1 protein-coding gene is annotated in these 909 nt (G+C 69.7%); it reads right to left on the reverse strand.

The features are described 5' to 3' along the window. Window positions 1-686: methyltransferase domain-containing protein (locus B0F77_RS46370; protein WP_086669364.1), on the reverse strand; the 686-nt coding region annotated here is incomplete at its 3' end. Window positions 687-909 lie beyond the last annotated feature (223 nt).

The raw sequence follows: 909 nt of genomic DNA on the forward strand, positions 1-909 counted from the left end.
TCCTGGATGTGCTCGTGCATGGCCAGAAGCCGGTCCCGATACCCCTCCACGGTGAATCCCGGCACCGTCCACAGCACCTTGCGCAGGAAGTGCACCACCGCGCCGACGTCTCCGAACGTCACCCGCAGCGCCACCGGTTCCAGCCGCAGCACTTCCAGCCCCGCGGCCTCGGCCTCCGCCCGAGCGCGCGACGTGCCGCGCTCGTCGCCGACCGGTTGCGGACCCATCATGAAATCGGTGAGCTCCCGGTTCGACCCGGCGCCGATCTGCTGCGAGAAGTACGTGCCGCCGGGCTTGAGCACCCGCGCGATCTCGGCCCACGGCGTCACCACCGGGTGCCGGCTGATCACCAGGTCGAACATCGAGTCGTGGAACGGCAGCGGCCCCTCGTCCGGTGCCTGCACGACGAACGCGTCCGGCAGGTTCCGCGCGGCCACGGCGGCGTTCGGTGGCCACGACTCGGTCGCGGCGAGCAGCGGTGGCAACACCCGCGCGGACGCCGTCACCTCTCCCCCGCCTGTCTGCAGGTCCAGTGCGGACTCCACCGCCGCCAGCCTGGCCGCGATCTGCGCGGCGTAGCCCCACGGCGGACGTTCCTCGGTGGCACGGCCGTCGAACCAGGAGAAGTCCCAGCCCTCCAGCGGTACCGCGGCCCCTTCGGCCACCAGTTCCTCGAAGCTCCCCATGAACGACATGTCACCACAGCACCTGGATCAGGAGCCACCGAAAATGGCGGCACCTGCCCTGTCGTGCGCGAGACGAAGAAGGACGCGGCGTCTCGCAGCCCAGGGCAGGTGCCGCCATTTTCGGTGGCTCCTGATCCAGGTGCTGTGGTGACATGTCGTTCATGGGGAGCTTCGAGGAACTGGTGGCCGAAGGGGCCGCGGTACCGCTGGAGGGCTGGGACTT

The organism is Lentzea kentuckyensis, assembly GCF_002150765.1.
Classification (GTDB): domain Bacteria; phylum Actinomycetota; class Actinomycetes; order Mycobacteriales; family Pseudonocardiaceae; genus Lentzea; species Lentzea kentuckyensis.